Here is a 21,364-nt window from a genome sequence, read left to right as displayed (position 1 = left end):
AGACGCAAGGAAGGGGGCCTTCATGTACTTGGGGAAGGATGGAGGGCGAGTTTCCTCGGCTGAACCGAGTGAAGGAGGCCTTCGCGCGCCACCACTGCGACCGCTGTGGTTGGTGTCGCAGGTGGGGCACACGTGGCGATCGCGTAGTCCGTGAAGGCCTCCTTGCCTTCAGGGTAGGCAAGGAGGCCTTCACGGACCTGCCGCCATATTCAGCAGCCACCTGAGAAACCCTTGGCGCTGACACCCCGCGTTTCGTCCTCTGAATGCGCGATCGCATTCAGAGGACGAAACGCGGGCGTTCAGCTGGACGTCGGGAAGTGGAAACCGGCGGTGGAATGCGGCCACCGCGTGGTGACGACCTTCGCCCGCGTGTAGAACCGCACGCCGGCCGGGCCGTGGATCGGGCTGTCGCCGATGAGGGAGTCCTTCCACCCGCCGAAGGAGTAGTACGACATCGGCACCGGGATGGGCACGTTCACCCCGATCATCCCGACCTTCACCTCCCGCTGGAACCGCCGCGCCGCCTCGCCGCTGCCGGTGAAGACCGCGGTCCCGTTGCCGTACGGGTTCGCGTTGATCAGCGCGATCGCTTCGTCCAGTGTGGACACGCGGACGATCCCGAGCACCGGCCCGAAGATCTCGTCGCGGTAGGCGGCCATCTCCGTGGTCACATGGTCCAAAAGGGACGGTCCGACGAAGAACCCGTCCTCGTGCCCGGCGACCCGCAGCTCCCGCCCGTCGACGACCACGGTCGCGCCCTGCTCCGCCCCGCGGGCGACGGAGTCGATCACCCGCCGCCGCGCGGCCTCCGTGACCACCGGGCCCATGTCGTTGCCCGCCTCGTGGCCGGGCCCGACCTTGATCTCGGCGGCCTTGCGCTTGAGTACCTCGATCAGCCCGTCCCCGGCCGACCCCACGGCGACACCGATGGAGATCGCCATGCAACGCTGCCCGGCGGAACCGAACGCCGCCGCCGTGAGGTGGTTCGCGGCGTACTCCAGGTCCGCGTCGGGCAGGACGACGGCGTGGTTCTTGGCCCCGCCCAGCGCCTGCACGCGTTTGCCGGTGGCCGTCGCGCGTTCGTGGACGTACTTGGCGATCGGGGTCGACCCGACAAACGACACGGCGGCGATATCGGGATGCTCCAGGATCGCGTCGACCGCGACCTTGTCCCCGTTGACCACGTTGAACACGCCGTCGGGCAGCCCCGCCTCGGCATACAGTTCGGCGACCAGCCGGGACGCGGACGGGACCCGCTCGCTCGGCTTGAGGACGAACGTGTTGCCCGTCGCGATGGCGATCGGATGCATCCACAACGGCACCATGATCGGGAAGTTGAACGGCGTGATCCCGGCGACGACGCCGAGCGGCTGCCGGAAGTCGTGCACGTCCACGTCCCGCGAGACCTGGTCGGAGAAGCCGCCTTTGAGCGCGTCGGCGATCCCGCAGGCGTACTCGACGATCTCGCGGCCGCGGACGATCTCGCCGCGCGCGTCGTCGATCACCTTGCCGTGTTCGGCGGAGATGATCCTGGCGAGCTCGTCCTCGTGTTTCACCAGCAGCTCGCGGAAGGCGAACATCACCTTCGTCCGCTGTGACAGCGACGAATCGCCCCATGTCTCGAAGGCCTTGGCCGCGGCGGCCACTGCGGTGTCCACATCGGACGGTTCCGCGAGCAGCACCTCCGCCCGCGCCTGTCCCACGGCCGGGTCGTACACCGGGGCCGTGCGGGTGGAGCCCGCCGTGGTCGCGACGCCGTTGATCCAGTGGTCGATGGTCTTCACGCGTTGTCCTCCACAGGTGTTCACAGCAGTCCGACGGCCGTGTCGACGGCCTTGGCGACGTCGCCGTCGTGCGGGTACAGCAGGGACCGGCCGACCACGAGGCCCTGCACGGTCGGCAGCGCGAGCGCCCGCTGCCAGGCGGCGAACGCGGCGTCGGGGTCCTTGACCTCGCCGCCCAGCAGGACCGCGGGCAAGGTCGAGGCGGCCAGCACGCGCTCCATGTCCTTCACCACCGGGAGCTTCAGCCAGGTGTAGGCCGACGAGCGGCCGAGGGCGGAGGCGATGGTGATCGAGCGGATCACGGCGTCGGGGGAGAGGTCGTTGCGGAGACGACCGTCGACCCAGTCCGACAGGAACGGCTCGACCATCGCGATCAGCTTGCGGTCGGAGAGGTCGTTGACCGCCTTCGCGGTGTTCTCGAGGACGCTCGGCGTCGCCGGATCGGAGAGACAGATCCTGGTGAGCGTCTTGCCGCCGTCGAAACGCATCCGTTCGATCGTTTCGGCGTCGTAGCAGGCGAACCGGTCGTCGATCTCGAAACTCGATCCCGCCAGTCCGGTGCGGTTCATCGAGCCGATGACGGTCTTGCCGTCGAGCACGCCGAGTAACAGCAGATCGTCGATGATGTCCGGCGTCGCCAGCACGCCGGTGACCCCGGGCCGTTCCAGCGCCAGGCCGAGGCGGTCGAGCAGTTCGCCGCGGTCGGCCATCGCGAGCGGGTCGGAGCCGACGCCGTTCGCGCCGCGAGCCGGATGGTCCGCGGCGATGATCATCGTGCGGCCCTTGTCGTTGAACGGCGACTTCGCCCGGACCCGGGTGGCGGCCGCCACCGCGACGGCTCCCGGATCTCGCACTCGCGCAGCGACTATCCGGCGCACTGTGTCCGACACGTTCGTACCTCCCGGCTCGCGTGGTCCTTCGACCATCGCAAGCACCCGGAGACTTTGTCAAGACATATGGACATAAGGTCATAGTCGTCGAGCGCGGTAGGCTCCGCGCATGAAACCCTGGGTGCCCGGCGAGATCGTGGTGGATCCGAACGGCCCGGAACCGCTGTACTCCCAGGTCGCCCGGCAGATCGGCGCCGCCATCGAAGACGGCAGGCTGCCCAACGGTGCCCGGCTGGACAACGAGCTGGACCTGGCGGCGCGGCTGCACCTGTCGCGGCCGACCATCCGTCAGGCGATCCAGTCACTGGTCAATCAGGGCCTGCTGGTCCGCAAGCGCGGTGTCGGCACGCAGGTCGTCCGCACCAAGGTGGCCCGGCCGCTGCGGTTGAGCAGCCTCTTCGACGACCTCAGTGAGCTGGGGGACAAGCCGGAATCCGTCGTCCTCGTGAACCAGGTCGAGCCCGCGGGCGAGGAGGCGATCGAACAGCTCGAAACGCCGGGCCTGACCCACGTCCGCCGGCTGAAGCGGGTGCGCTCGATCGGAGGCGAACCGCTGGCGATCATGAACAACTACCTGCCCGACGGCCTCCTCGATCCGTCGGACGAGGAACTGCGGGACAAGGGGCTCTACCAGCTACTGCGCTCGGCGGGTGTCCGGCTGCACGCCGCCCAGCAGAACGTCGGTGCCCGGCAGGCGACCGAGGAGGACGCCGCACTACTCGACGAGCAGCCGGGCGCGGCGCTGCTCACCATGCGCCGCACCACCTACGACGAGTCCGGCAAGGTCGTGGAATACGGATGGCACGTCTACCGCGCCTCGCGCTATTCGTTCAACCTCTCACTGACCAACAACGTTTGACGGTTCGCGTTCCAGGTCGGTCTCCAACGCGTCGTAAACCGAAGGACGGAACCGGCGCAGCCAGCCGGCGAGCGCGAGCCCGGCCAGGGCGACGACCAGGAGCAGCCACGGCAGGAGCGGGACGACGCCGTTGCTCGACCCGGCGAGCGTCGGGAAGTTGACGATCGCCAACGTCACGATGAGCCCGAGGCCCACCGCGCCCAGCCCGGGCGCGATCAGCGTCTTCACGACCCGCCGGTCCCGCGTCCGGCGGAAGTAGACCAGGATCGCCACGGCCGCGAACAACTGCAGGGTGAGGATGCCGAGGGTGCCGAAGCCGGTCATGCTCGCGGTGAGGTCGGCGACCGGGTCGAGCCCGGCGAGGCGGAACGCCAACGCCACCACCGACCCGAAGAGCAACTGGACGATCGAGGCGTAGCGCGGCGCGCCGTTGCGCGGGCTGGTCTTGCCGAGCACACGCGGCAGCACGCCGACCCGGCCCAGCGCGTACAGATAGCGGGTGGCCGAATTGTGCAGTGCCAGCAGCGCCGCGAACAGACTGACCACCAGAAGCAGCAACATGACCTTCGTCAGCGGGCCGCCGAGGTACTCCTGGGCGACCGAAAGCACGAGATCCCCGCTCGACAGATGCGCGGCGGCCACGTCCTGCGCCTGTTCGGCGCCGATCGCGCTGACCACCGCCCAAGTCGTGAACGCGGCGAACACCCCGATGAACCCGATGGCGATGTAGGTCGCCCGCGGGATCGTCCGCTTGGGGTCCCTGGCCTCCTCGCCGAACAGCGCCGTCGCCTCGAAACCGATGAAAGCGTTGGCGGCGAACAACAACGCCAGCCCGCCGGCACCTTGGAACATGACGGACGGGCTGAACGCGGCGAACGAGAAGCCGTGCCGGAACAGCACGCTGAAGTCCATGATCAGCAGGATCGACACTTCGAGGATCAGCGAGGCGCCCAGCACCTTCGCGCTGACCGCGATCCCGCGACGGCTGAGCAAAAGGACCAGCGCGACCGAAAGCGCGCTCCAGAACAGCCAATCGAGTTTCAGGCCGAAGACGTCGTCGATCGCCGTGGAGGTGAAGAATCCGCTCGTCCCGATCGCTCCGGCGACGAAACAGTTGTAGCCGAGCATCGCGATGAAACCGGCGACGAGACCCGGTGTCCGGCCCAATCCCTTGACCACGAAGGCGTAAAAGCCGCCCGCGCTCGTGAGGACCCGCGACATCTGCGCGTAGCCGACCGCGAACAGCAGCAGGACGACCGTCGCCAGCAGGAACGCCGCGACCATGCCGCCGCCGTTCCCGACCGCGATGCCGATGGCCGCGATCACGATCATCCCGGTCAACGGCGCGACCGCCGCGAGCACGAGGAAGACGATGCCTGGCACGCCCAGGACGTTCTTGGCGAGCGACGTGTCGTCTCGGCTCATGCGCTGCTCCTCATCTCCGCTGGACGGCCAGTATGGGAGCGAAGGTGGGCTGGGGCTTTGCCTTTGCGTGCGCGGCGCTTGTTCGGCAGCGCCCGGTCGTGAGTGGCGAGGTCGTTCTATTGAGGGGTAAGTCGAATGTGGCGTGATCGAACCCTGCCACGCGGAATTCGGGGTGACTCGCGGGGACGACTGCGCGCCCGATTGATGTCATGATGTCCGGTCCCCGCGCGGGTCGTGAGTGGTAAAGAGGGTTAGAACGACCATTGCCACTCACGACCGGGGTTCGGGAAAGGAAGGCCATCCGTGCGGCTTGTCCAGGATCTCGATCGTCGCCTGGTCGACCAGAAAATACTGTCCGCCATCTTCACGCGGGTTCGTGTAGGCGGCGGTCGCGATCAGACGGTCGAAGTCGGCCATCACAGCGATGGGATAGCCGCCGTCGAAGATCTCACCGTGCGCCGCCGTCGCGACGGTCCCGGATTCGTACCAGGTGACGAAATACTGCGCCGGGCCGGTTTCGAAGACACGCAGTGTCGCCTCTTTCTGGCGGACACCGGCGAAATCGCCGGAAACTCCGGTCCAGATCATCGTCGTCTTGTCCGCGTAATGCTGCTCCAGCACGTTCCCCGAGCCGTAGTGGAAGTTCGCGCGCAGCCCGACGAGGTCGGTGCTGAGCCGATGGGTTCCGGTCACGGGGAAGAAGCGGACGTCGAGTTGCACGGGCTGAACCTCCGGATCGCTGGTATCCGCAGGTTTAGCAGCCCGTCGCACCTCGATCGTTGTCCGGCGAAGCGATCCTGTTGTCGATGAACGCGAGGATCAGTCGAACATGCCGGGCTGGTAGTCGCCCGCCGGCGTCCGGGCGATGACGTTGAGCCGGTTGTACGCGTTGATCGCGGCGATCAACGCGATCAGGGCGCCGATCTGCTCGTCGTCGTAGTGCTTGCGCACCTGCGCCCAGGTGTCGTCGCTGACGCCGTGGTGTGCGTCGGCGATCCGGGTGCCCTCCTCGGTGAGCGCGAGGGCCGCGCGCTCGGCCTCGGTGAACACGTTCGCCTCCCGCCAGGCGGCGACCAGGTTGAGCCGGACCGAGGTCTCACCGGCGTGCGCGGCGTCCTTGCTGTGCATGTCGGTGCAGAAGCCGCAGCCGTTGATCTGGCTGGCGCGCAGCTTCACCAGTTCCTGGGTCGCGTGCGGCAGCGAGGACTCCTCGATCGGGCGGTTCGCGGCGCCGAGACGCTTGACGTACTTGAGGACGACTTCGTTCTCGAACAGGTTGACGCGCGGTTCCATGATCTTCCCTCTCGGTCGATTGCTGCCTACATGACGAGCCGGACGGAGAGGTTGTGACAGCTTTCGGAGTGACGCCGGTCACGCAGGTCGAAGCCTCGCCCAGCACGCACATCTGAACGCATCAAATGCGTGAAAGTGCGCTAACAGAGCATTGACGTTGCACAAAACTGCACCTAACGTGACAGCTATTGCGCACAACTGGCACGGATGGGGAGTTCATGAGCGGGACCTTCATGGCGGCGGAGATCGCGAGCCAGCCCGGCCGCTGGCGGGACGCGGCGGCGCTGGCCTCGGCGAACAGTGAGCTGCTGCCGCCGCCGGGCGCGCGGGTCGCGATCGTCGGCTGCGGCACGTCGTGGTTCATCGGCCAGGCGTACGCCGTCCTTCGCGAGTCCGCCGGGCTCGGCGAGACCGACGCCTTCGCCGCGTCGGAGTTCCCGGAAGGCCGCGGTTACGACCATGTCGTGGCGCTGACCAGGTCGGGTACGACGACCGAGGTGCACGCCCTGCTGGCGAAACTGCGGGGCCGGACGCCGACCATCGCGATCACCGGGGTGCCCCGCGAGATCGAGGCCGCCGCGGACACGATCGTCGACCTGTCCGTCGTCGACGAGCGCTCGGTCGTGCAGACCCGCTTCGCCACGACGGCGCTGGCGATGCTGCGCGCGCACCTCGGCGAGGACCTGACCGCGGTCGCCGACCAGGCCGAGCGCGTGCTCGCCGAACCACTGCCCGACGAGCTCATCGGGGCCGAGCAGTTCAGCTTCCTCGGCACCGGCTGGTCCGTCGGCATCGCGAACGAGGCCGCGCTCAAGTTCCGCGAGGCGTGCCTGCTGTGGACGGAGTCGTACCCGGCGTGGGACTACCGGCACGGGCCGATCAGCATCAGCGAACCCGGCCGTGTGACCTGGATGTTCGGGCAGGCGCCGGAGGGGCTGGCCGACGACGTCGCCCGCGCGGGCGGCCTGTTCGTCGAGAGCGGCCTGGACCCGCTGGCGGACCTGGTCCGCGCGCAGCGTGTCGCCGGGGCGATCGCCGCCCGCAAGGGGCTCGACCCGGACAACCCCCGCAGCCTTACTCGCTCCGTCGTCCTGACCTGAGGCTGCCGTGATCGTCACCGTCACGCCCAACACCGCGCTGGACGTCACGTACACAGTGGACGGTCTGCGGGCCGGTGACGTGCACCGGGTTCGGGAGGTGCGGCACCGGGCGGGCGGCAAGGGCGTCAACGTCGCCCGGGTGCTGCACACGCTCGGCGCCGACGTCCGCGCGCTCTTCACGGCGGGCGGCGCGACGGGCGCCGCCGTCGTGGGCGATCTCGCGGCGGCGGGAATCCCCGCCACGGCGGTTCCGATCGGCGGCGAGACCCGGCGCACCATCACGGTTCTCGCGGACGACGGATCGGTCACGTTGTTGAACGAGCCAGGGCCCCGGCTCACCGGAAACGAGTGGCAAACGTTTGCCGAGGCCGTCCGGGCCCGTAAGCCCGACGTCCTCGTCTGCTCGGGCAGCCTTCCTCCCGGGGCCGGGGGATACGCCGGGCTGTTCGGCGACGCACCGTCCATCTTGGACACATCCGGTGAGGCGCTGCTCGCCGGGCTGGCCGGGAAACCGTCCGTCGTCAAACCGAACGCCGACGAATTGCGCGAGGTCACCGGCCTGCGGGATCCGGTGGCCGCCGCGGCCGAACTGCGCAAGGCCGGGGCGGGCGCCGTCGTCGTGTCGCTGGGTGCCGAAGGACTGCTGGCGGTGACCGGTTCCGGCACCTGGCACGCGGCACCGTCCACTGTGCTCACTGGCAACACCACCGGCGCCGGCGACGCCGTCGTCGCCGCGCTGGCACTGGGGCTGAGCCGCGCCGAATCCTGGCAGGACATCCTGCGCCGCGCCGTCGCGCTGTCCGGGGCGGCCGTGCTCGGCCCGCTCGCCGGAGACGTCGACCTCGCGCACTACCGAGCCGAACAGGGGCTGGTCGCCGTGCGCGCCCGCCCGGACTAGGAGAACAGTCATGCCTCTGGTGGGAACCGGGGAGATCGTCGGAGCCGCCGTCGCGGCCCGGCGCGGCTGCGGCGCGTTCAACGCGATCCAGCTCGAACACATCACCGCGATCATCGACGGCGCCGCCGCGGCGGAAGCGCCGGTGATCGTGCAGCTGAGCCAGAACGCCGTGAAATACCACGGCTCGCTGGCGCCGGTCGGGACAGCGGCCCTCGCCGCGGCCAGAGGGGCCGCGACACCGGTCGCGGTGCATCTCGACCACGCGGAATCGGCCGATCTGGTCCGCGAGGCGGTCGCGCTCGGCTTCGGCTCCGTCATGTTCGACGCGTCCAAACTGGACTACACCGACAACGTGCGCGCCACGCGGGAAGTCGCCGCGTACTGCCACGACCACGGAGTGTGGGTGGAGGCCGAACTCGGCGAGGTCGGTGGCAAGGACGGCGTCCACGCGCCCGGCGCGCGCACCGATCCCGACGAGGCGGCGGAGTTCGTCGCGTCCACCGGGATCGACGCGCTGGCGGTGGCGGTGGGCAGTTCGCACGCCATGCTCACCCGTGACGCCGCGCTGGACTTCGAGCTGATCGCGCGGCTGCGGGAGAAAGTGCCGGTGCCGTTGGTGCTGCACGGATCGTCCGGCGTGCCCGACGATGGGCTGGCCGAGGCCGTACGAGCCGGGATGACGAAGATCAATATCGCCACCCAGCTCAACAAGGTGTTCACCGCGGCCGCGGCGGAGGACTGGCGCGCGCATCCTGAGCGGGTCGACCCGCGGAAATACCTCGGTGCCGGGCGTGCCGCGGTCGCCGTCGAGGTGCGGCGACTGCTGGGAGTGCTCAAGCTTGATCATGTTGAACCGGTCAAGGTGACGATTGAGCAGAGTTTGCGCGATTGAGTGTTGACATGTGCGTGAAACCTCACAAAACTGCGCAAGAACAAGCAGAACTTGTGTGATCTTCGATCCAGGTGGTGGCGGATGCGGGTAGGCAGGCTCACGGCATTGACGGCAGGGGCGGCGCTCCTGCTCGCGGGATGCGGCGGCGGGGACACGGCGGCCGGTGGCACCGGCGAGAACGCGCTCCCAGGCGTCGATCAGTTCCTCAACGCGCCCTGTCCGGAGGCGGGGGTGAAACCCGCGACGGACAAGGAATTCACGTACTGGTCCATGTGGACGGCCGACGAGCCGCAGGGCAAGGTCCTCCAGAAGGCCTTCAAATGCTTCCAGGAGAAGACCGGCGTCAAGGTCGACGTGCAGTGGCTGGGCCGCAAGGCCTACACCCAGAACCTGGTGCCCGCGCTGAACACCGACGCCGTGCCGGACCTGTTCGACCAGGACGTCAGCAAGGTCGGCGCGGCGGTCATGACGCCGGGCGGCACGCAGAGCGTCGACGACGTGTTCGCGATGAAGGTCGGCGAGGGCGACAAGACCGTGAAGGACGTGCTTTCGCCCAGCTCGTACGACTTCCTGCAGAACAAGGACCGCGAGGGCCACAACTTCATGGTCCCGTACACGATCCAGTCGAGCGCCTGGTGGTTCAACAAGGACACCGCGGGCGACATCCAGCAGCCGAAGACGATGGACGAGCTGATCGGCCTGTTCGACAAGGCGAAGTCCGACGGCAAGGCCGCGATCAGCCTCGACGGCGACATCCCGTTCTACAACATGTACTTCTACACCCAGCTCGCCGAGCGCTACGTCGGCGCGGGCGGGCTGTACAAGGCCGCGACCGACAAGACCGGTCAGGCGTGGAAGACCGACCCCGGTTTCCTCAAAGCCGCCACCGAAACCGCGAAGCTGCCCAAGTACTTCATCGACGGCTGGGACGCGGCGAAGTTCCCGCAGGTGCAGCAGCGCTGGGCCGACGGCGACTCCCGGTTCCTCTACGTCGGCAGCTGGGCGCCGAGCGAGACCCGCGAGTACCTGGACAAGCAGGGCGCCGGAGCGAAGATCAACTACGGCTCCTTCCAGTTCCCGATGCCCGAAGGCGCCACGCACGACACCGTCGAGCAGATGTCGATCGGTTTCTCGGTGACCAAGAAGGCCAAGCACGCCGAAGCGGCCAAGGCGTTCATCGCCTACTTCCTCAACAAGGACCTGCTCGCCGGGATCCCCGTGGTGGCCGACAACCTCGTGCCGCGGGCGGACCTCGCCGTGCCGGACGACCTGAAGCAGGTCAAGGCCGCGCTGGACGACCCGAAGAAGGAGCACGTCCTGCAGTACGACGGGATCGACGGTATCGCCGGCGGCAAGTGGCAGACCGACGTCTTCGACCCCGCCGACATCGCGCTGTTGAAGGGCCAGATCACCCCGCAGCAGTTCGTCGACCAGCTCGCCGCCAAGGGTGCCGAATTCTGGAAGAACCAGGGCTGATGGCGACAGTCACGACTCCGGCGAAACCGCCGGCGCGGGCCGTGAAGGCCGGGGCGCACCTGAGTCGCAAGAAACGGCTGTTCTGGCCGTTCGCCGCGCCGGCGCTGGTGCTGTACCTGGCCTTCCTGGTCCTGCCGACGATCGCGACCGTCGTGCTGAGCTTCACCAGCTGGGCCGGGGCGGGGGACACGCCGGAACCCAACGGCGTCACCAACTACACGCAGATGTGGGCGAGTGACTCGTTCCAGTACGCCTTCCGCAACACGCTGATCTACGTGTTCCTCGGCGGCATCGGCACGTTCGCGCTGGCCTTCCTGTTCACCATGGTGCTGCGGGACATGAAGGGCGGCAAGATCGTCCGCGCCATCCTGTTCTTCCCGAACATCGTGGCGCCGGTGGCGCTCGGCATGTTCCTCGGCTTCGTCTTCAAGTACCAGCCGGGGAAACAGGGACTGGCGAACTACGTGCTGGAAAGCCTCGGCGCGGACGCGGCGAAGTTCCTCGCACCGTCCAATGTGACCGGTGTGGTGACGGCTTCACTGATCTGGGCCAGCTCGGGTTTCTACATCACCATCCTGATGGCCGCGGTCGACCGCATCCCGCCGTACCTCTACGAGGACGCGGAGCTGGGCGGCGCGTCGCCGTGGCAGAAGTTCAAGAACATCACGCTGCCGATGACCTGGGACGTCGTAGGTGTCGCGGGGGTGCTGTGGACGATCAACGCGCTCAAGATCTTCGAGCTGGTGTTCGTGCTGGCCGGTCCGGGCACCTACGCCCCGCCCAACGAGGCGTGGACGCTCGGGATCTACGTGTTCGACCGGACCTTCGGCTCGAACGGCACCCCGGACTTCGGTGCCGCCTGTGCCTGCGCGGTGGCGATGATCGTGCTGGTGTCCGTGCTCGTCGTCCTGCTCCGCCGGCTGATGCGCCGTGACGCGATCCAGTTCTGAGGGAGATCCCATGTCCGTCACCGACGTCGAGGCGCCCGCGCGGCGAGCGGCGAAACCGGTGCGCAAGCCGCCACGCAAACCACGTCCGGCGCCCGGCTCCAAACGGTTCAGCCCGTTGCGCGTCCTGGGTTCCACGATCGTGTGGCTGTTCACCGCAGGCAACATCCTGGTGCTGTACTGGCTGCTCACGGCGTCGTTCAAGACACCGGTGGAGATCTTCACCAAGCCGTTCGACCTGCCGTATCAGTGGTTCAAGGTCGGCAAGCCGTTCCGGAACTTCATCTACGCCTGGAACAACGCCGGTTTCGGCGAGGCCGTGCTGACCACCGTGGTCCTGGTCGGGTTGGCGACGGTCGTCACGGTCGCCGTTTCGGCGCCCTGCGCGTACGCCCTGACCAGGCTCGGCGTCCGCGGCGCCGGGCCGATGACGAACGTCGTCGCGATCGGCATGGGCGTGCCGTTCCAGACCGTGATCATCCCGCTGTTCGTGGTGCTCAGCAAAGTGCACCTGGACAACGAATACGGTCTGTTCGTGCTGTACGTGGCGTTGTCGATCCCGTTCACGGTCTTCCTGATGACCGGGTTCTTCCGGTCGCTGCCGGACGAACTGGAGGAGGCGGCCGCGCTGGACGGCGCGTCGCCGATGCGCACGTTCTTCTCGGTCATGCTGCCGCTCACCCGGGGCGGCATGATCACCGCGCTGACGCTGAACGCCATCGGGCTGTGGAACGAGACGCTGCTGGCGATCGTGTTCCTCAAGGACCAGGCGCATTTCACGCTGTCGCGTGCGCTCTTCACCTTCTACGGGGCGGCGAGCTACCAGTCGGAGTACGGCGGCCTGATCGCCGGTGTGGCGATCGTCGTGCTCCCGATGCTCGTGCTCTACCTCGTGCTCGCCCGCCGGATCATCACCGGCCTGACCCTCGGCGCCGGAAAGTAGGACCTGATGGCCACCGTGACCTTCTCCGACACCACCCGGTTCTACGCCGGGGTGGACCGTCCCGCGGTCGACGGCCTCGACCTCGAGGTCGCCGACGGCGAGTTCCTGGTGCTGGTCGGCCCGTCCGGCTGCGGGAAGTCGACCACGCTGCGGATGCTCGCCGGGCTGGAAGGCGTCGACGACGGCTCCATCCACATCGGCGACCGCGACGTCACCGAACTGCCGCCGAAGGACCGGGACATCGCCATGGTGTTCCAGAACTACGCGCTCTACCCGCATATGACGGTGGGGGAGAACATCGGCTTCCACCTGAAGCTGGCCAAGATGCCCAAGGCCGAACGCGACCGCAAGGTGCGCGAGGCCGCGGCCGTGCTCGACCTGACCGAGTACCTGGACCGCAAACCCGCGAAACTGTCCGGCGGTCAGCGGCAGCGGGTCGCGATGGGGCGGGCGATCGTGCGCGAGCCCAGTGTGTTCCTGATGGACGAGCCACTGTCCAACTTGGACGCCAAACTCCGCGTGCAGACCCGCACCCAGATCGCGTCACTGCAGCGGCGGCTGGGCATCACCACGCTCTACGTCACGCACGACCAGGTCGAGGCGATGACCATGGGAGACCGGGTCGCCGTACTGAAGGACGGGATCCTTCAGCAATGCGACACACCGGTCGGGTTGTTCGCCAAGCCGGTCAACGTGTTCGTCGCCGGGTTCATCGGCTCGCCCGCGATGAACCTGCTGGAGACCACTGTGGACAGTGATGGGGCCGTCGCCGGTGGGACGCGGCTTCCGCTGACCCCGGCGCAACGTTCGGCACTGACCGGGCCCGGTATCGTCGTCGGCGTCCGGCCCGAGGGCTGGACGATCGGCGACGGCGGTTTCGAGGCCATCGTCGAGGTCGTCGAAGAGCTGGGCAGCGACCAGTACCTCTACTGCCGTGACGGCGATCGTGTGCTGACCGTCCGCACCCCGGGTATGGCCCCGTGGCAGCGCGGCGAGCCGATCTCCCTGACCCCGCAACCGGGTGCGGTGCACCTGTTCGACGCCGCGACCGGTGACAGGCTCCCGGACGCATGACCAGCCTGTATCGCACCGGGCTGGTGCTCCCGGCCGCCGAACTGGGGCCGGAGAACCCGTTGCCCCCGCTCCGGAAACCGGAGGCGGTGGCGAAGGTGTCCAATGTGGACGAGCTGCCGCCGGACCTGGCGGAGAACATCGGCTACGGCCGCCTGGACACCACGCTGCCGTGCCTGCTGCAGGACGGTTACTCCCGCGAGCGCACCGACCGTGAACTTCCGGCGGTGGTGCTGGAGAACGACAAACTCCGCGCCACCGTGCTGCCGTCGCTGGGTGGACGGCTGTACTCACTGGTCCACAAGCCGTCCGGACGCGAGCTGCTCTACCGCAACCCGGTGTTCCAGCCCGCGAACCTCGCCCTGCGGGACGCGTGGTTCGCCGGCGGTGTCGAGTGGAACCTCGGCAGCACCGGGCATACGACGCTGACCTGCGAGCCGATGTTCGCCGCGGAGATCGAGGGCCCGGACGGCACGCCGGTGCTGCGTTTGTGGGAGTGGGAACGCACCCGCGACCTGCCGTACCAGGTCGACTTCTGGCTGCCGGAAGGGGCGGAGCAGCTGCTCGTGGCGGTGCGGGTGCGCAACCCGCATCCCTACGACGTCCCCGTGTACTGGTGGTCGAACATCGCGGTGCCGCAGAACGAGGGCACGAGGGTGCTGGCGCCCGCGACGCAGGCCTGGCATTACGGCTATTCGGGACGGCTCGATCTGGTCGACGTGCCCGGCGAGCTGACGTATCCGGCGCGGGCGGAGGCCGCGGCGGACTACTTCTTCGAGGTGACCGGGCGACCGTGGGTCGCGGCCGTCGAAGCCGACGGGACCGGGCTCGCTCAGCTGTCCACCAGCCGGTTGCGCGGCCGGAAGCTGTTCCTGTGGGGCGAATCCACCGGCGGACGTCGCTGGCAGGAGTGGCTGGCGCCGGACGCCGGTGGCTATCTGGAGATCCAGGCCGGGCTGGCCCGCACCCAGCTGGAGCACCTGCGCTTGCCGCCGGGGGAGAGCTGGGACTGGCTGGAGGCCTATGGCCCGGTCGCCGCCGATCCGGCCGCGGTGCACGGTGACGACTGGACGGCGGCTCGTGAAGCCGTCGCCGCCGGTCTGCCGTCCGCGGAGACCATGGACGAGCGCCACGACGCGTGGCGGAAGATCGCCGACGTCACCCCGGAATCCTTCCTGGCCACCGGTTCCGGCTGGGGCGCGCTGGAGAACCGGCGTGCGCCCATGTGCCTGCCCGGCACGCCGTTCCCGGACGAATCGCTGGGGCCGGACCAGGAGCCGTGGCTCGCGTTGCTCGACGGGACGCCGCCGGACGGCGATCCGCTCGCCGTCCCTCCGGCGACACTGGTGAACCGCTACTGGGCGGATCTCATGGAGTACGCCCCGAAGAACTGGCTGACCTGGTATCACCGCGGCGTCGCGCACTGGGCGGCCGGACGGCAGTCGGACGCGGTCCGCGCCTGGCGCGAGTCCGTGTCGGCGGCCGAGAACCCTTGGGCGCTGCGGAATCTCGCGATCGCCACGGCCGGGCACGAGGCCGCCTGGCTGTACCGGCGGGCGGTCGCCCTCGCGCCGTCACTGCGTCCCCTGGTCGTCGAGGCCATCGCGGCGCAGCTCGCCGCGGGGCTCCCGGACGAAGCGAGTGCGCTGCTGGACGGGCTGCCCGTGGAAGGGCGGATCGCCCTCCTGACCGCTCGGACCCGGCTCGCGCTCGGCGACACCGCCGGGGCCAAGGCCGTGTACGACAGCGGTTTCGAGGTCGCGAACATCAGGGAAGGGGAAACGTCTTTGTCCGACACCTGGGCGGCGGTTTCCGACGAACCGCTGCCGGAACAGCACGACTTCCGGATGAAGTGACCGGCCGGGCCACTCGACCGGCGTGCCGCTCGCGGCGGACAACCGCGATGCAGCATACTGCTCGAAACAGTGGCCAACAGCGCACCGGTATGCGCGATAGGCCGCAGCGAGCTAGGAGTGGCGCCGATGGCCCGGCACGAACGGCTGAGCACCCTGCTGGACCTGTTGGGGCAGCGGGAGAAGATCGACGTCGAGGACGTGGCCGAGGAGCTGAACGTCTCCGCCGCCACGATCCGGCGCGACCTCGATCACCTGGCGGAGCAGCAGTTGCTCACCCGCACCCGAGGTGGCGCGGTGGCCAACGACCTCGCCTACGACCTGCCGTTGCGCTACAAGACCGCGCGGCACGTGCCCGAGAAGCAGCGGATCAGTGTCGCCGCGGCGGCGCTGGTCGCGCAGGGCATGGTGGTCGGCCTCAACGGCGGGACGACGACGGCCGGTGTCGCGCGCTCGCTGGCCACCCGGTCCGATCTGGCCGGACGCGGTGATTCGCCGGGGCTGACGGTGGTCACCAACGCGCTGAACATCGCGCACGAACTCGCGGTCCGGCCACATGTGAAGATCGTGGTCACCGGTGGTGTCGCGCGTCCGCAGTCGTTCGAGCTCAGCGGTCCGCTGGCCACGCGCGTGCTCAGCGAACTGACGATCGACCTGCTGTTCCTCGGGGTCGACGCGTTCGATGCCGACGCCGGCGCCTTCGCCCACCACGAGGGCGAGGCGAGTATCAACCGGCTGATGGTCGAACGGGCGGAACGCGTCGTCGCGGTCGCCGACGGTTCGAAGCTGGGCCGCCGCGCGTTCGCGCGGATCTGCGCGACGCCGCAGGTGCACGCGCTGGTGACCGATTCGAATGCGGACCCGAAGGTGCTGCGGGCGTTCGAGGCCGCCGGGGTCGAGGTCCAGGCGGTCTGACCGCTCCGGTCCCGAGTGTCATGAAAGGGTCGTTCAGGACATCTTTTGTCCTGAACGACCCTTTCATGACATCCGGGGCACGCACACCTGTTGCCGCATAAGGATCTTGCCCCGACCCGACGAAAGTCGGCAGCACCGCTTCGGCGGATGACTTTGCGCGAACCGTGCGCTATACAGAGACCCTATTGCGTATTCATGCGCGAAAGGTGTCTCGAATGAGCAGAGTTGCGCAATCCCTGAGTTGTTTGGCCGCAGTGGCCCTTCTCGGGCTTTCCCCGGTCGCCGCCCACGCCGACCCGGCCGGGGCGGCGTCCGGGAAGCTGGGCGATTTGACCGGGATCTCGGCCGAAGGTCCCACCGTCACGCTGAAATCGGGAAGTGCCGCGGTACGCGTCGGCTTCCCGGCCGAAGGCGCCGTCCGGGTCTGGCTGGCGCCGGACGGCACGTTCACCGATCCCGCCGGGAGCAAGATCGTGCTGCCGCGCACCGGTGCCCCGGTGACGCCCAAGACGGCCGACAAGGGGGACTACTGGGCGGTTTCCACGGCCAAGGCGACATTGCGGGCGTACAAGCATCCGCTGCGGCTCGCGTTGTACGACGGCGCGGACCGCAAGCGGCTCTGGGAGGAGTCGGCGCCGCTGTCCTGGACCGACAAACAGACCACGCAGACCCTGGCGCGGACGGCGACCGAGCAGTTCGTCGGCGGCGGCGAGCAGAACGGCCGTTTCAGTCACCGCGACCAGACGATCCGGATCTTCGCCGACTACAACTGGAACGACGGCGGAGCCCCGAATTCGCAGCCGTTCTATGCCTCCACGGCGGGATACGGCGTGCTGCGCAACACCTTCGCGCAAGGCACCTACGCCTTCACCGAGCCGGTGCGCACCACGCACGACGAACGCCGCTTCGACGCGACATACGTCGTCGGTGACGGGCTCAAGGACGTCATCACCGGCTACACCGATCTGGTCGGGAAGCCTTTCCTGCCACCGCTCTACGGGCTCGAACACGGTGACGCCGACTGCTATCTGCACAACGCCAACCGCGGCGAACGCCACACGCTGGACGCGGTGAAGATCGCGGAGGGCTACACCGAGCACGGCATGCCCAACGGCTGGATGCTCGTCAACGACGGCTACGGCTGCGGCTACGAAAACCTCCAGCAGACGGGCGAAGGCCTGCGCAAGAACAACATGCAGCTCGGTCTGTGGACCGAGAACGGCGTGCCGAACCAGGTCGAAGAGGTCAAGGCCGGGGTGCGGGTCCGCAAACTCGACGTCGCGTGGGTTGGCCCGGGCTACCAGTTCGCGCTGGACGCCTGCGACACCGCGCACAAGGGCATCGAGGACAACAGCGACGCGCGCGGCTTCGTCTGGACACCGGTCAGCTGGGCCGGTGCGCAGCGCTGCGGCGTGCTATGGAGCGGTGACCAGGCCGGTTCCTACGACTACATCAAGTGGCAGATCCCGACCTACGCCGGCGCCACGACGTCGGGGATCGCGTACAACACCGGCGACATCGACGGCATCTTCGGCGGCAGCCCGCAGACCTACGTCCGCGACCTGCAGTGGAAGGCATTCCTGCCGGTCTCGATGACGATGGACGGCTGGGCCGCGTCGGACAAGCAGCCGTGGCGGTACGGCGAGCCGTACACCTCGATCAACCGCAAGTACCTGCTGCTCAAAGAGCGGCTGCTGCCCTACACCTACAGCCATTCGGTGGAGGCGCACGAATCCGGCGTCGGCCAGGTCCGCCCGCTGGCGCTCGAATACCCCGACGACCCGAACGTGTGGGGCGAGAAGGCGAAGTACGAGTTCCTGTCCGGCAAGGATTTCCTCGTCGCGCCGGTGTACGAGAACTCCACCGTCCGCAATGGCATCTACCTGCCGAAGGGCACCTGGGTCGACTACTGGAGCGGCAAGACCTACACCGGTCCGACCACTGTGGACGGTTACGACGCGCCGCTCGACACACTGCCGTTGTTCGTCCGCGCCGGTGCCGTGGTGCCGATGTGGGCCGAGGGCACGAAGTCGTGGCAGACGCGGGACAAGGGCGTGCTCGATCTCGACGTCTACCCGCAGGGCAAGGGTTCGTTCACGCTCACCGAGGACGACGGCGTGACCAGGGCGTACAAGAACGGCGACCAGGCGAAGCAGACCTTCACCGTGGACGCGCCGACGTCGGGGCTCGGCACGGTGACGGTCGGGATCGGGGCCAGTTCCGGTTCCTACGCCGGCAAACCTGCGGCGCGGAACTACCAGCTGACCGTCCACACGGGAAGCAAGCCCGCGACCGTACTGGCCGGGAACTCCGTCCTGCGGCAGTACGGCAGCAAGGCCGAACTGGACGCGGCGCCGTCGGGCTGGTGGTTCGATCCGGCCACCGGTGGGGTCGCGCGGGTCAAGACCGGCAAGATCGGCGCCGGTGACCGTCAGGACGTCCGGTTGTTCGGCACGAGCGCGGTCGGCGGGATCTTCCCCGAGGACCGCAACGGCTCGGTCACCCTGTCCGTCCCGGCGGTCGCCGGTCCCGGACAGACCGCGACGGGCACGCTGAGCTTCACCAACGGGACGCCGCTGCCGGTCCGGGACGTCACGTTCTCGTTGCCCGCCAATGGTTTCCGTGCCGAGGTGCCCACCGGCCCGCGACTGGTGATGCCCGGCGCGACCGTGCGTGTCCCGGTGAAGGTGACGCCGGACGCGGGCATCAAACCGGACGACTACCAGCTCACCGCGTCGGCGTCGTACAAGGCGCGGCTCGGGGAGAACCGGGTCATCGACTCGGTGACGGTCACCGTCCCGCATGGTTCGCTGGCCGCGGCCTACGGCAACGTCGGCGTGACCGACGCGGCCCACGTCGCGGTGGGGGACATCGACGGCGGCGGCAGCAGTTTCCGGGCGGAGGGCCTCGCCGAGGCGGGGCTCAAACCGGGCGCGGGCTTCTCGGCGCTCGGTGCGCAGCTGACGTGGCCGCAGACCGGTTCGGGACAGAAGGACAACGTCCTCGCGTCCGGCCAGACCATCGCGGTGCGCGGTACCGGGGCGAAACTCGTGCTGACCGGAACCGGTACCGGCACGGCGAAGGGCACTGTCGTCGTCCGCTATGCCGACGGCAGTACCAGCCAGGCCGAACTCGGCTTCCCCAACTGGTGCTGTGCCGATCCCGCCCAGTACGGCGCGACGACGGTGGCGACGGTGATGGGCAAGAACACCCGCACCGGGGCCGCGTATCCGACCACGCCGTACCGGGTGTTCGCGAACTCCGTCCCGCTGACCGCGGGCAAGGAGGTCGTCGCGGTGACCTTGCCGTCGAACAGCGCGATGCACGTCTTCGCGGCGGGCATCGGCTGAGTCCTCGTGAGTGGTGAGGACGTTGGAACCGTCCTCACCGCTCGCGAGTCAGGCGGCCACGGGAGTCCACAAAGCGTCGATGGCGCGCTCCGCCTCGGCCTGGCTCTCGTCGGCCAGCGGGATGAGGTCCGCCATCGCCGGGTTGACCTTCGCCATGGTCAGCTCGGCGGTGACGAACCTCGGCTCGAGGCCGGTCAGCGAAAGACCGTGGGGGATCCAGGACTGCGCGTGGTCCCAGCCCTCGCGGGGCGTGCCCGCGCCGTATCCGCCGCCGCGCGCGGCGAGGACGATGAAATCGCGTCCGCCCAGGAGGCCCTCCCTGGTCTCCATGTCGATCGACAGCCCGGGCGCGATCAGGTGGTCCACCCAGGCCTTGACCGTGCTCGGCGGGCCGAAGTTGTACAGCGGCAGGCCCAGCACGATCGTGTCGGCCGCCTTGACCTCGTCGACGAGCTCCTTGATGAGCCGCCAGGCCGCGGCCTGCTCCGGGGTGTGCTGCTCCGGCGGCACCGTCCTGGCGACGTTGGTGACCGCGTCCAGATGCGGCAGCGGGTCGGCGCCCAGGTCGCGATAGGTGACGGTGCCCTCCGGATGCGCCGCACGCCAGGCCGCGGCCGCCCGTGCGGTGAGGCGACGGCTGGTCGAGTGCTCGCCCGTGATGCTGGAGTCGATGTGCAGCAGGTTCGTCATACGTACTATCTTGCATAGATAGTTTGTGTAACGCAAACCATTGATGCTGTGGTGGTCATCATGTGGGAACGTACACTTGACGAGTGTCCGAACTCCCGGTCGTGAACCAGCCCCCGCATCGCTGCGGCGCGCTGCTCGACCACGTCACCCGCCGCATCCGGCTGCGCAGCGAGTCCGTCCTGGCCCCGCTCGGCCTGCGCCCCCGGCATCTCGTCGCGCTGACCGTGCTGCGCGACCTCGGCGGCTGTTCGCAGCAGGACCTCGCGAAGACGCTGGAGATGGACGGCACGAACGTCGTCGGGCTGCTGAACGACCTCGAATCCGCGAATCTCGTCGAACGCAGGCGCTCACCGGAGGACCGGCGGCGGCATATCGTCGAACTCACCGACGTCGGTGCCAAGCAGCTCGTCAAGGCCGAGTTCGCCCTCGCCGGAGTCGAGGACGAGGTGCTCGGCGCGCTCGACAACGGCCAGCGCGAAACGCTGTACAACCTGCTGTACCAGGCGGCGGGTCACGCCGAGGCCGCCGCCTGCGTCGAATCCGTGCACATCGACGACTGCTAGCCGAACAGGTCGTGAAGCTGCTCCGTGGCTTCAGCGCCGTACATGACGCTTCCGACGGGAACCTCGCTCCCCACGGCCTCGATCACGCGTGCCGTCCAAACAGGACCGAACGCACCGCACAGCTCGATCAGCTGCGCCCCTTCGCCGACCAGTCGCCGGGCCGCGGCGACGACCTGGTCCACGCGGCCGACCCCGATCAGCACCGTCAGGCATTCCCCACTGTCCACACGGGACACATCCCGGGCTGGGTCGCAGCCGTCGGCCAGATACACGAAACCCCACTGTCGCATGACGATTCTCCTTCGTTCTCGAACACCGTGAGGTAATCGCGAACCGACGGGCGCCGTCCACGAGGCGGATCCGAACGGCCGTCCGGTGTCACCGAACAGAAGAGGTCGGGCGGACGGCGCGGAAA

The 21,364-nt window shown here is 68.5% G+C and carries 19 protein-coding genes; 12 read left to right on the top strand and 7 right to left on the bottom strand.

Annotated features, from left to right (window positions below):
• Positions 1 to 299: 299 nt before the first annotated feature.
• Positions 300 to 1,784, bottom strand: a complete 1,485-nt coding sequence (locus DMC64_RS21290) for a CoA-acylating methylmalonate-semialdehyde dehydrogenase (protein WP_125734952.1) — start codon at positions 1,782 to 1,784, stop codon at positions 300 to 302.
• A 20-nt stretch (positions 1,785 to 1,804) separates the two neighbouring features.
• Positions 1,805 to 2,674: an aldolase gene (locus DMC64_RS21285; RefSeq protein WP_125734951.1), complete on the bottom strand. Its 870-nt coding sequence runs from the start codon at positions 2,672 to 2,674 to the stop codon at positions 1,805 to 1,807.
• Positions 2,675 to 2,783: 109 nt separating this feature from the next.
• Between DMC64_RS21285 and DMC64_RS21280 the strand changes: the two genes are divergently transcribed.
• Positions 2,784 to 3,533 (top strand): GntR family transcriptional regulator, encoded by a 750-nt coding sequence (locus tag DMC64_RS21280; protein WP_125734950.1) that lies wholly within the window; start codon positions 2,784 to 2,786, stop codon positions 3,531 to 3,533.
• Here DMC64_RS21280 and DMC64_RS21275 read toward each other — a convergent pair.
• The 3 genes from DMC64_RS21275 to DMC64_RS21265 all read right to left on the bottom strand — a co-directional run bounded on the left by DMC64_RS21275 (position 3,513) and on the right by DMC64_RS21265 (position 6,251).
• Positions 3,513 to 4,958, bottom strand: a complete 1,446-nt coding sequence (locus DMC64_RS21275) for an APC family permease (RefSeq protein ID WP_038511232.1) — start codon at positions 4,956 to 4,958, stop codon at positions 3,513 to 3,515. The two genes, DMC64_RS21280 and DMC64_RS21275, sit on opposite strands and share 21 nt — an antisense overlap.
• Positions 4,959 to 5,228: 270 nt before the next feature.
• Positions 5,229 to 5,678 (bottom strand): MoaF C-terminal domain-containing protein, encoded by a 450-nt coding sequence (locus DMC64_RS21270; RefSeq protein ID WP_125734949.1) that lies wholly within the window; start codon positions 5,676 to 5,678, stop codon positions 5,229 to 5,231.
• A gap of 99 nt (positions 5,679 to 5,777) precedes the next feature.
• The gene (locus DMC64_RS21265; protein ID WP_125734948.1) at positions 5,778 to 6,251 is read right to left on the bottom strand and encodes a carboxymuconolactone decarboxylase family protein; all 474 of its coding nucleotides are present in this window, start codon (positions 6,249 to 6,251) and stop codon (positions 5,778 to 5,780) included.
• Between the two features lie 218 nt (positions 6,252 to 6,469).
• On the opposite strand from DMC64_RS21265, the gene DMC64_RS21260 reads away from it, so the two are divergent.
• The 10 genes from DMC64_RS21260 to DMC64_RS21215 all read left to right on the top strand — a co-directional run bounded on the left by DMC64_RS21260 (position 6,470) and on the right by DMC64_RS21215 (position 19,696).
• Positions 6,470 to 7,351: an SIS domain-containing protein gene (locus DMC64_RS21260; protein WP_125734947.1), complete on the top strand. Its 882-nt coding sequence runs from the start codon at positions 6,470 to 6,472 to the stop codon at positions 7,349 to 7,351.
• Between the two features lie 7 nt (positions 7,352 to 7,358).
• The gene (locus tag DMC64_RS21255) at positions 7,359 to 8,249 is read left to right on the top strand and encodes a 1-phosphofructokinase family hexose kinase (RefSeq protein WP_125734946.1); all 891 of its coding nucleotides are present in this window, start codon (positions 7,359 to 7,361) and stop codon (positions 8,247 to 8,249) included.
• A gap of 10 nt (positions 8,250 to 8,259) precedes the next feature.
• Complete coding sequence (locus tag DMC64_RS21250; RefSeq protein WP_125734944.1) at positions 8,260 to 9,141, top strand: class II fructose-bisphosphate aldolase; 882 nt, start codon at positions 8,260 to 8,262, stop codon at positions 9,139 to 9,141.
• An 81-nt stretch (positions 9,142 to 9,222) separates the two neighbouring features.
• On the top strand, positions 9,223 to 10,617 hold the full coding sequence (locus DMC64_RS21245; RefSeq protein WP_125734942.1) for an ABC transporter substrate-binding protein: 1,395 nt from the start codon (positions 9,223 to 9,225) through the stop codon (positions 10,615 to 10,617).
• Entirely contained in the window at positions 10,617 to 11,567 is a 951-nt protein-coding gene (locus DMC64_RS21240; protein ID WP_037345437.1) for a carbohydrate ABC transporter permease, read from the top strand. The genes DMC64_RS21245 and DMC64_RS21240 overlap by 1 nt, the downstream gene beginning before the upstream one ends.
• 10 nt (positions 11,568 to 11,577) lie before the next feature.
• The gene (locus DMC64_RS21235) at positions 11,578 to 12,507 is read left to right on the top strand and encodes a carbohydrate ABC transporter permease (protein ID WP_038511254.1); all 930 of its coding nucleotides are present in this window, start codon (positions 11,578 to 11,580) and stop codon (positions 12,505 to 12,507) included.
• A gap of 6 nt (positions 12,508 to 12,513) precedes the next feature.
• Positions 12,514 to 13,581, top strand: coding sequence for an ABC transporter ATP-binding protein (locus DMC64_RS21230; RefSeq protein ID WP_016335507.1), 1,068 nt, complete (start codon positions 12,514 to 12,516; stop codon positions 13,579 to 13,581).
• Complete coding sequence (locus tag DMC64_RS21225; protein WP_125734940.1) at positions 13,578 to 15,434, top strand: DUF5107 domain-containing protein; 1,857 nt, start codon at positions 13,578 to 13,580, stop codon at positions 15,432 to 15,434. The genes DMC64_RS21230 and DMC64_RS21225 overlap by 4 nt, the downstream gene beginning before the upstream one ends.
• A 126-nt stretch (positions 15,435 to 15,560) precedes the next feature.
• Entirely contained in the window at positions 15,561 to 16,346 is a 786-nt protein-coding gene (locus DMC64_RS21220) for a DeoR/GlpR family DNA-binding transcription regulator (RefSeq protein ID WP_016335505.1), read from the top strand.
• A gap of 215 nt (positions 16,347 to 16,561) precedes the next feature.
• Positions 16,562 to 19,696: a TIM-barrel domain-containing protein gene (locus DMC64_RS21215; RefSeq protein ID WP_233629751.1), complete on the top strand. Its 3,135-nt coding sequence runs from the start codon at positions 16,562 to 16,564 to the stop codon at positions 19,694 to 19,696.
• 48 nt (positions 19,697 to 19,744) lie between these two features.
• On the opposite strand, the gene DMC64_RS21210 is transcribed toward DMC64_RS21215, so the two are convergent.
• On the bottom strand, positions 19,745 to 20,386 hold the full coding sequence (locus DMC64_RS21210; protein ID WP_125734939.1) for an FMN-dependent NADH-azoreductase: 642 nt from the start codon (positions 20,384 to 20,386) through the stop codon (positions 19,745 to 19,747).
• A gap of 83 nt (positions 20,387 to 20,469) precedes the next feature.
• Here DMC64_RS21210 and DMC64_RS21205 point away from each other — a divergent pair, with 83 nt between their 5' ends.
• A complete protein-coding gene (locus DMC64_RS21205; protein WP_125734937.1) occupies positions 20,470 to 20,949 on the top strand; it encodes a MarR family winged helix-turn-helix transcriptional regulator in 480 nt (159 codons plus the stop codon).
• Here the strand turns inward: DMC64_RS21205 and DMC64_RS21200 are convergent.
• Positions 20,946 to 21,239 (bottom strand): DUF6506 family protein, encoded by a 294-nt coding sequence (locus DMC64_RS21200; protein ID WP_125734935.1) that lies wholly within the window; start codon positions 21,237 to 21,239, stop codon positions 20,946 to 20,948. The genes DMC64_RS21205 and DMC64_RS21200 overlap by 4 nt on opposite strands.
• Positions 21,240 to 21,364: the final 125 nt, after the last annotated feature.

This window comes from Amycolatopsis sp. WAC 04197, from assembly GCF_003947475.1.
Taxonomy (GTDB): domain Bacteria; phylum Actinomycetota; class Actinomycetes; order Mycobacteriales; family Pseudonocardiaceae; genus Amycolatopsis; species Amycolatopsis japonica.
This window is presented reverse-complemented; position numbering and strand designations above follow the sequence as displayed.

Coding starts and splice junctions, on each gene's coding strand:
- DMC64_RS21230 (WP_016335507.1), top strand. CDS start 12,514: ATGGCCACCGTGACCTTCTCCGACACCACCCGGTTCTACGCCGGGGTG.
- DMC64_RS21210 (WP_125734939.1), bottom strand. CDS start 20,386: ATGACGAACCTGCTGCACATCGACTCCAGCATCACGGGCGAGCACTCG.
- DMC64_RS21260 (WP_125734947.1), top strand. CDS start 6,470: ATGAGCGGGACCTTCATGGCGGCGGAGATCGCGAGCCAGCCCGGCCGC.
- DMC64_RS21225 (WP_125734940.1), top strand. CDS start 13,578: ATGACCAGCCTGTATCGCACCGGGCTGGTGCTCCCGGCCGCCGAACTG.
- DMC64_RS21240 (WP_037345437.1), top strand. CDS start 10,617: ATGGCGACAGTCACGACTCCGGCGAAACCGCCGGCGCGGGCCGTGAAG.
- DMC64_RS21265 (WP_125734948.1), bottom strand. CDS start 6,251: ATGGAACCGCGCGTCAACCTGTTCGAGAACGAAGTCGTCCTCAAGTAC.
- DMC64_RS21250 (WP_125734944.1), top strand. CDS start 8,260: ATGCCTCTGGTGGGAACCGGGGAGATCGTCGGAGCCGCCGTCGCGGCC.
- DMC64_RS21280 (WP_125734950.1), top strand. CDS start 2,784: ATGAAACCCTGGGTGCCCGGCGAGATCGTGGTGGATCCGAACGGCCCG.
- DMC64_RS21275 (WP_038511232.1), bottom strand. CDS start 4,958: ATGAGCCGAGACGACACGTCGCTCGCCAAGAACGTCCTGGGCGTGCCA.
- DMC64_RS21220 (WP_016335505.1), top strand. CDS start 15,561: ATGGCCCGGCACGAACGGCTGAGCACCCTGCTGGACCTGTTGGGGCAG.
- DMC64_RS21235 (WP_038511254.1), top strand. CDS start 11,578: ATGTCCGTCACCGACGTCGAGGCGCCCGCGCGGCGAGCGGCGAAACCG.
- DMC64_RS21200 (WP_125734935.1), bottom strand. CDS start 21,239: ATGCGACAGTGGGGTTTCGTGTATCTGGCCGACGGCTGCGACCCAGCC.
- DMC64_RS21245 (WP_125734942.1), top strand. CDS start 9,223: ATGCGGGTAGGCAGGCTCACGGCATTGACGGCAGGGGCGGCGCTCCTG.
- DMC64_RS21215 (WP_233629751.1), top strand. CDS start 16,562: ATGAGCAGAGTTGCGCAATCCCTGAGTTGTTTGGCCGCAGTGGCCCTT.